Raw genomic sequence first — 7,699 nt, forward strand, 5'->3', positions numbered from 1 at the left:
TTCATCCGCGTTCATCCGTGTTCATCTGCCTTCATCTGCGGTCAAAAAAAAGGGCGAGCGCTGCTAACTTTCTACCCGCCCAAAATCACCAACAAAATTACCCCATAATCCCAGCAAAAAAGTCGATCGTCTCTTTCAAAGCTTTCACAAACACATCAATCTCCTCCCGAGTATTGTAAAAATACAAACTCGCCCGCGCCGTCGATGAAATATTCAAATAGCGGTGCAAAGCTTGCGTGCAGTGATGCCCGGAACGAATCGCGACTCCCTCCTGATCTAACATGGTAGACAAGTCTTGAGGGTGAATTTCTCCCGCAGTAAATGCCGCCAAAGCTGCCCTACCTTCGCCGTTGCTGTCTGGCTGCGGTCCGTAGATTTTAATCTCTGGAATTTGCCGCAATTGTTGGAACATATAAGCAGTCAATTCTGCTTCGCAAGCATGAATCTTATCCATGCCAATGTTACTAAGATAATCGACTGCTGCACCGAGGGCGATCGCCTCGCCGATTGCAGGGGTACCGGCCTCAAATTTGTGCGGCAAATCGGCATAGGTGGAATAATCGAGAAACACGTCAGCAATCATCTCGCCGCCGCCGAAAAACGGAGGCATTTCTCTCAGCAAGTCCAGTTTACCGTACAGAAAACCGATGCCAGTCGGAGCGCACATTTTGTGACCGGAAGCAACCAGCCAATCGCAATCTATTGCTTGTACGTCTACTATCATGTGCGGCACGCTTTGGCAAGCATCAATTAAAACTCTTGCGCCGAAACTGTGGGCAATTTTGCAGATTTCTTTGACTGGACTGATGCAGCCCAAAGTATTAGAAACGTGAACGGTTGACACCAATTTAGTTTTATGGGAAATCAGCGTTTTAAACTGTTCCACATCAAACTCGTTAGTTTCCGTTAACTCCACAAACTTCAGCACCGCACCGGTTCTTTGAGCAATCATTTGCCAGGGAACGAGATTGCTGTGGTGTTCCATTACCGAAAGGATAATTTCATCTCCGGCTTGCAGATTGCTCAAACCCCAAGAATAAGCAACCAAATTAATCGCTTCGGTGGCGTTGCGAGTGTAAACAATTTCTTGCCGCGACGCGGCATTGACAAACGCCGCAACTTTGTCTCTAGCACCTTCGTAAGCATCAGTCGCTTTGGCGCTGAGAGTGTGAGCGCCGCGGTGTACGTTTGCATTGTATTGTCCGTAGTAATCGCGCCAAGCGTTGAGCACAGCTAGGGGTTTTTGAGAAGTAGCTGCATTGTCTAAATAAACTAGCGGTTTGCCATTTACTTTTTCATTCAAAATAGGGAAGTCGCCGCGAACTTTTGATGCAAGTGTTTTTTCTTGAATAAGTGTCATATTTTTTGAAGTTAGTGATTTGTCGTTGGGTGGAGGCGGGTTGACGAGATTGTTGGTTTTAGGCAATTATTATTCGTGAAACCCGCCCCTACAGGCTGTTAAAAATGGTGCAAGATATGGTAGGGACACAGCACTGCTGTGTCCTCTGTGTCCTCATCTTTATGAGTTATCCTTGGATAGCCACGCAGGTAGAAAGCATTTTCGCCACGCCAATAATTGGCAACAGATTGAGGATTTCGGCTGCAAAAGCATCGATTAGCAAATAGCGGCTTCTTTCTAAATCCAAACCGCGACTTTGCAAGTAGAAAAGTTCATCATCTTCTAATTGACTGACAGTTGCACCGTGGGAACATTTAACGTTGTCGGCGACAATTTCCAACTGCGGTTTAGTGTCTACGCGAGCTCTCGGCGACAGCAACAAATTCCGGCTCAATTGCCCGGCATCTGTCAATTGTGCGGCTTTGCGAACGAAAACTTTGCCGTTAAATACAGCGCGAGCTTTGTTGCCGACAATGCACTTGTGCAATTGGCGACTTGTACCGTGAGGGTGATTGAAATCGATTAAACTGTGAGTGTCCGCCAACTGTTCCCCAAAGGCTACGCTTAAGCCGTTTAAAGTTGTTTCAGTGGCTTCGCCGCGCTGAAAAACTTCTAAATTGTGCCGCGATATTTTGCCTCCCAAGTTGATAGCATGGCAAGTGTAACGGCTATTACGAGATTGCTCGATCGCACTTTTGCCGATATGAACAACCTCTCCACCTTCCCGCTGCAGCCGAACGTGATTCACAGTGGCGTTTTCGCCGACAACAACATCCGTTACAGCATTAGTAAACGCTGGTCCATTACCGATAGTTGCGTAATCCTCAATCAGCGTGACATTGCTTCCAGGCTCAGCTATGACCGAGCAGTGCGGCTGGCACATCGTGCCAGAGGCACCGGGCGCTGTCAGGAACAGCAAGTGAATCGGAAGGTCGATCGACATATTGGCCGGCACGAACACCACCGCAGAATCCGCCAAACCCGCAGTATTCAGCGCGGTAAACACCTCGGTTTGCTGTCTGTGCTTGCTCAAAACATCACTGATGCGCCCTTGATATTTTTTGGGTACATTGGATAGATTACCTGCGTAAAAGTCGAGCGGCAAATTCGGCAAAACCAACGACTCCACCGTGGACAAATCCGGCGCATAAAAACCGTTGACAAATACCAATCTTAATGGTAAGTCCTCCCGATTTTTCACTGGCATAATGATATCAGCCAGCTTAACTTTTGACTGATTGCTCTGGGGTATATGAAAAGGAATTTGCAACACCGACGACAAATCAGTAAAGCGCCATTCTTCATCCCTCACCGTCGGAAAAGTTGAAGAAAGCACGTATTCCATCGCCGCATCCCGCAAATCCTGCAACCCGTAAGCAGAACTTTCCTTATTAGCTGCGCCCAACTTGCCGCACTGATTCACCAAATCAGTCAAAAACATTTCCCTACTAACAACTTGCGTATTCATCATCGCGCGCCTACTCCTGCTGCTTCCTCTTCCCCAACCCAGTCATAACCGCGCTCTTCCAATTCCAGCGCCAACTCTTTCGGACCAGTCGCGATAATTCTTCCGCCTTCCATGACGTGAATAAAATCAGGAATAATGTAATTCAGCAACCGCTGATAGTGAGTAATCACCAACATCGAATTTTCAGCATTTGACAACTGATTCACACCGCCGGCGACAATCTTGAGAGCATCGATATCCAAACCCGAATCAGTCTCGTCCAAAATAGCTAACTTCGGTTCCAACAGCGCCATTTGCAAAATTTCATTCCGCTTTTTCTCGCCACCGGAAAAACCCTCATTAACGCTGCGTCCCAAGAAAGAATCATTCATCTTGACAATATCCAGCTTTTCCTCGATCAAATCTTGGAAATCAAAAGCATCCAATTCTTCCAAGCCGCGATGTTTGCGGTGAGAATTGTAAGCCACGCGCAAGAAATCCAGATTGCTAACGCCGGGAATTTCTAAAGGATATTGGAAAGCTAGGAACACGCCAGCTAAAGAGCGTTCTTCCGGCGCTAATGCCAGCAAATTTTGACCCATAAAAGTAACTTCTCCGCCCGTTACCGTATAAGCAGGATGGCCGGCTAATATCTTGGATAAAGTGCTTTTACCCGAACCGTTGGGGCCCATAATCGCGTGAATTTCACCCGATTTTATTTCCAGATTCAAACCCTTCAGGATTTGGGTATCTTCGACATCCGCAGTTAAATCGCGGACGGATAGCACCACTTGACTATTTTCTACAATCATCTATTTTTGTCCTTTTCCTCAATGCACTTTACAGTTTTTTTTCTCGTTCCTAGGCTCAGCCTAGGAATGCGTGTCGCGAGGCTCTGCCTCGTTGTAAACGGGAGAGAGAAATGTGAGGCAGAGCCTCTAGATATGCGTTACCAGGCAGAGCCTGGTAACGAGGGTTTCTTGCCCGCCCAAATGTTTTCTTCCTTCTTCCTTCTTCCTTCTTCCTTCTTCCTTCTTCCTTCTTCCTTCTTCCTTCTACCCGACACTTCCTTCCAGCTTCAGACTCAACAGCTTATCAGCTTCCGCCGCAAATTCCATCGGTAACTGATTGAAAACATCTTTACAGAAACCGCTAATCATCATCGAAATAGCATTTTCTGCGGAAATTCCCCGCTGTGCGAAGAAGAACAATTGTTCTTCCCCTATTTTAGAAGTAGAAGCTTCGTGTTCCACTTTAGCAGTGTGGTTCTGCACTTGAATATAAGGGAAAGTATTCGCTTGAGCGTTATCCCCAATCAGCATGGAATCGCACTGAGAGTAATTGCGAGAGCCTTTAGCATTCGGCCCCATTTTCACCAAACCGCGATAGCTGTTGGATGAATTTCCGGCTGAAATTCCCTTAGAAATAATCGTGCTGCGAGTATTTTTACCAATGTGGATCATTTTGGTGCCGGTGTCAGCTTGCTGCTTGTTATTTGTCAGCGCTACTGAGTAGAATTCACCCACTGAGTTGTCGCCGACTAACACGCAACTGGGATATTTCCAAGTAATCGCGGAACCGGTTTCTACTTGTGTCCAAGAAATCTTAGAATTGACTCCTTGACACAAACCCCGTTTCGTCACGAAGTTGTAAATGCCGCCTTTGCCGTTGGCGTCGCCGGCGTACCAGTTTTGCACTGTGGAGTATTTGATATCCGCATTGTCCATTGTTACCAATTCCACGACGGCGGCGTGCAGTTGATTGGTGTCAAACATCGGCGCGGTGCAGCCTTCTAGGTAAGACACAGAACTGTTTTCTTCTGCGACAATTAGGGTGCGCTCGAACTGGCCGGAATCTCCGTTGTTGATGCGGAAATAGGTTGACAGTTCCATCGGGCATTTTACGCCTTTGGGGATGTAAACAAAGGAACCGTCGCTGAATACGGCTGAGTTTAGGGCTGCGAAAAAGTTGTCGCCGACTGGTACGACGCTGCCAAGATATTTTTCTATTAGTTCGGGATAATCTTTGACGGCTTCTGAGATGGAACAGAAAATAACGCCATCTTTGGCTAACTTTTCTCTAAATGTTGTGGCAATTGAAACGCTGTCGAAAACGGCATCGACGGCGACATTTCCGAGCCGTTTTTGTTCGGAGAGGGGAATGCCGAGTTTCTCGAAGGTTTCTAGCAGTGTCGGGTCTACTTCGTCCAAACTGTTGAGCTTTTTGGGCTTTTGTTTGGGGGCGGAGTAGTAGATAATTTGTTGGTAGTCGATCGCGGGATAGTTGACGTGGGGCCAAGTGGGCTCGGTCATTGTCAGCCACTTGCGGTATGCTTTGAGGCGGAATTTCAGCATGAATTCCGGTTCGTTTTTCTTGGCGGAAATCAGGCGGACTACATCTTCGCTTAAGCCGCGGGGGATGGTGTCTGATTCGATGTCGGTGACGAAACCGTATTTGTAGGGCTGGTTGACTAGGGTTGTGACTGTAGAGCTCATTATTTTGCGCTTTCGAGTGTTCTGGATAAGTCTCTCAAAGATGGCAGACGCTGAACTGTCCGGGGCCCGGCGAGTTCTGGGGGCTGCTCTAGGAAGTTAAACAACTGGTTTGTTGCTTTAGTATATTTTAAGCTACATTAACAACAGTGATATTGTCAAAGTGCAATAAATATTTTTTTGTGAAGATGATGGAGACTACTCAGCAGACTTCCACGAAACAAGACATCCTGCAATATTTGCTCAAGGGGGGTCAAGGGACGGCTCTTGAGTTAGCAGAGTCTTTGGATATCAGCCCGCAGGCGATTCGCCGTCACTTGAAGGATTTGGAAGCGGAGGGGCTGATTCAGTATCAGTCGGTTCAGGCTGGTATGGGGCGTCCTCAGCACATTTATGAGCTTACCAGTCAGGGGCGCGATCGATTCCCGAATCGTTACGGTGATTTTGCTGTCTCTTTTCTGGATACGTTGGCGGAAACCGTCGGCCGCGAGCAAGTGATTACTATCTTGCGAAAACAGTGGCAGCGCAAGGCGATGGAGTATCGGCGGCTGGTGGGTGCGGGTTCGCTGCAAGAAAGGGTGACTAAGTTAATGGAACTCCGCAGGGCTGAAGGTTATATGGCTGAGTGTTATCCTGTAGAATCTGTAGAGGTTGGGATCTGCGATCGCACTGGTTTGGGCGATCGATTTGTGTTGATGGAACACAACTGCGCGATTTCTAATGTTGCTGAAACTTTTCCGAGTGTCTGCGGTAATGAGTTGGAAATGTTTGCAGCGGTTTTGCCGGATTGTATTGTGGAGCGGACTCACTGGATTATAAATGGGGAACACCGCTGCGGTTATTTGATTGCAAGAAGGAAGGAAGAAGGAAGAAGGAAGAAGGAAGAAGGAAGAAGGAAGAAGGAAGAAGGATGAGGGAAGGCACTACACGGATTTTGACACGGATACACGGATGGGTGTTTTTACTAATTACCAATTACCGACAGCACTACAGGGATTTTGACACGGATACACGGATGGGTATTTTTTGCTTTTACCAATTACCGACAGCACTACAGGGATTTTGACACGGATACACGGATGGGTGTTTTTACCAATTACCGATTACCAATAACAAATAACAAATAACAAGTAACTAATAACTATGGAACCGCTAGCAGATTTTTTAAAGCCGGAAGAGTGTGCGGAAGTTGATATGGCGCTGCTGTCGTCGAAGGAAAAGTTTTCGGCGCGGGTGGCAATTTATGCTTTGAGGGTGCTCAAGCAAATTGCTGGGGAGACTGCCAAGCCGGTGGCTGAGGTGACTAATGGGCAGGTGATGGATTGGATTAAGAATGATGAGAGTATTAAAGGGTCGATCGAACTTGATGCTAGTTTTGAAAACTTTTTTACGAATTTGGTTGTGGCGTCTTTGCGGCCGTTGAGGCAAATTGCGACAGAAGCCGAGAACCCGATCGAACAATTAACAGTTAAGCAGGTCGTGGCGTGGTTTGTGAAGGACGGGAAGATTCGCAGAGAACAGGGAACCGAGGCGGCTTTTTTGGATTTGTGAGTTAAAGGTCGATCGACCACACTCCCAAATAATACGTCAAACTCGGCTATTGGGGGGGGTTTCGGGCGATCGAAAAAAAGTTTTGACTTTGGGGTTGACAGACAGGGGAAAAGTTGATAAGGTAATTAAGTCGAGCGAAACAGATGCAGTGCATCCAGCTTAACGCAGACACAGGATTAAAAGTTTGAAAAGCTTTCCTGGTGCTTATGATGTAATGGAACCACTCCGATCCATCCCGAACTCGGTTGTTAAACGTTGCTATGGCGAAGATACTCGGCGGGTCACTGCCCGGTAAAATAGCTCAGTGCCAGGTTAATAATAAATTAAAGCCCTTTTCCCGCAACAACGGAAAAGGGCTTTAGTTTTTTGGGGAGTTATGAGTCATCTACCGAAAAGCTCGTCTAGGGCCCGGAGGATGCCTAACCCCTACTCCCCACAAGAATTGTTAGAGATGTCTTTGGTGCGAGTTTTGTAGAAATATCAATATTTGCAGCCAGCAGGAGATTTAGGGTCGATCAAACTTGATGCTAGGAAGGAAAACTTTTTAGGAATAGGGTGGTGGCGTCTTTGCGGCATGAGAGGCAAATTGCTGCAGAAGCCTTCAGGGCGATGGAACAATTAACAGTTAAGCAGGTTGTGGCGTGGTTTGGGAAGGACGGGAAGATTCCCACAAAACAGGGAACCGAGGCGGCGTTTTTGGATTTGTGAGTTAAAGGTCGATCGGCAACACTGGCAAATAATACGTCAAACTCGGCTATTGGGGGGGGTTTCGGGCGATCGAAAAAAAGTTTTGACTTTGGGGTTGACAGA

Annotated in this window: 7 protein-coding genes and 1 rRNA gene; 3 read left to right on the forward strand and 5 right to left on the reverse strand. The window is 47.2% G+C overall.

Annotated features, from left to right (window positions below; translation table 11 throughout):
* Window positions 1-97: 97 nt before the first annotated feature.
* The 4 genes from QUB56_RS27755 to sufB form a co-directional block, all read right to left on the reverse strand.
* On the reverse strand, window positions 98-1,360 hold the full coding sequence (locus QUB56_RS27755; protein ID WP_332959507.1) for a SufS family cysteine desulfurase: 1,263 nt from the start codon (window positions 1,358-1,360) through the stop codon (window positions 98-100).
* Between the two features lie 166 nt (window positions 1,361-1,526).
* A complete protein-coding gene (gene sufD, locus QUB56_RS27760; RefSeq protein WP_332959508.1) occupies window positions 1,527-2,870 on the reverse strand; it encodes a Fe-S cluster assembly protein SufD in 1,344 nt (447 codons plus the stop codon).
* Window positions 2,867-3,658 (reverse strand): Fe-S cluster assembly ATPase SufC, encoded by a 792-nt coding sequence (sufC, locus tag QUB56_RS27765; protein WP_332959509.1) that lies wholly within the window; start codon window positions 3,656-3,658, stop codon window positions 2,867-2,869. Before sufC ends, sufD begins: the two co-directional genes overlap by 4 nt.
* Window positions 3,659-3,901: 243 nt before the next feature.
* Window positions 3,902-5,341: a Fe-S cluster assembly protein SufB gene (sufB, locus tag QUB56_RS27770; protein WP_332959510.1), complete on the reverse strand. Its 1,440-nt coding sequence runs from the start codon at window positions 5,339-5,341 to the stop codon at window positions 3,902-3,904.
* A 185-nt stretch (window positions 5,342-5,526) separates the two neighbouring features.
* On the opposite strand from sufB, the gene sufR reads away from it, so the two are divergent.
* The 3 genes from sufR to rrf all read left to right on the forward strand — a co-directional run bounded on the left by sufR (window position 5,527) and on the right by rrf (window position 7,202).
* Entirely contained in the window at window positions 5,527-6,252 is a 726-nt protein-coding gene (sufR, locus tag QUB56_RS27775) for an iron-sulfur cluster biosynthesis transcriptional regulator SufR (RefSeq protein ID WP_332959511.1), read from the forward strand.
* A 229-nt stretch (window positions 6,253-6,481) separates the two neighbouring features.
* Complete coding sequence (locus QUB56_RS27780; RefSeq protein WP_332959512.1) at window positions 6,482-6,889, forward strand: hypothetical protein; 408 nt, start codon at window positions 6,482-6,484, stop codon at window positions 6,887-6,889.
* 196 nt (window positions 6,890-7,085) lie between these two features.
* A 5S ribosomal RNA gene (rrf, locus tag QUB56_RS27785) occupies window positions 7,086-7,202 on the forward strand.
* Between the two features lie 214 nt (window positions 7,203-7,416).
* Here rrf and QUB56_RS27790 read toward each other — a convergent pair.
* A partial coding sequence (locus QUB56_RS27790) for a hypothetical protein (protein WP_332959513.1) occupies window positions 7,417-7,699 on the reverse strand: 283 nt, incomplete at its 5' end.

Origin of the sequence: Microcoleus sp. AR_TQ3_B6 (genome assembly GCF_036702785.1) — a bacterium.
Classification (GTDB): Bacteria; Cyanobacteriota; Cyanobacteriia; order Cyanobacteriales; family Microcoleaceae; genus Microcoleus.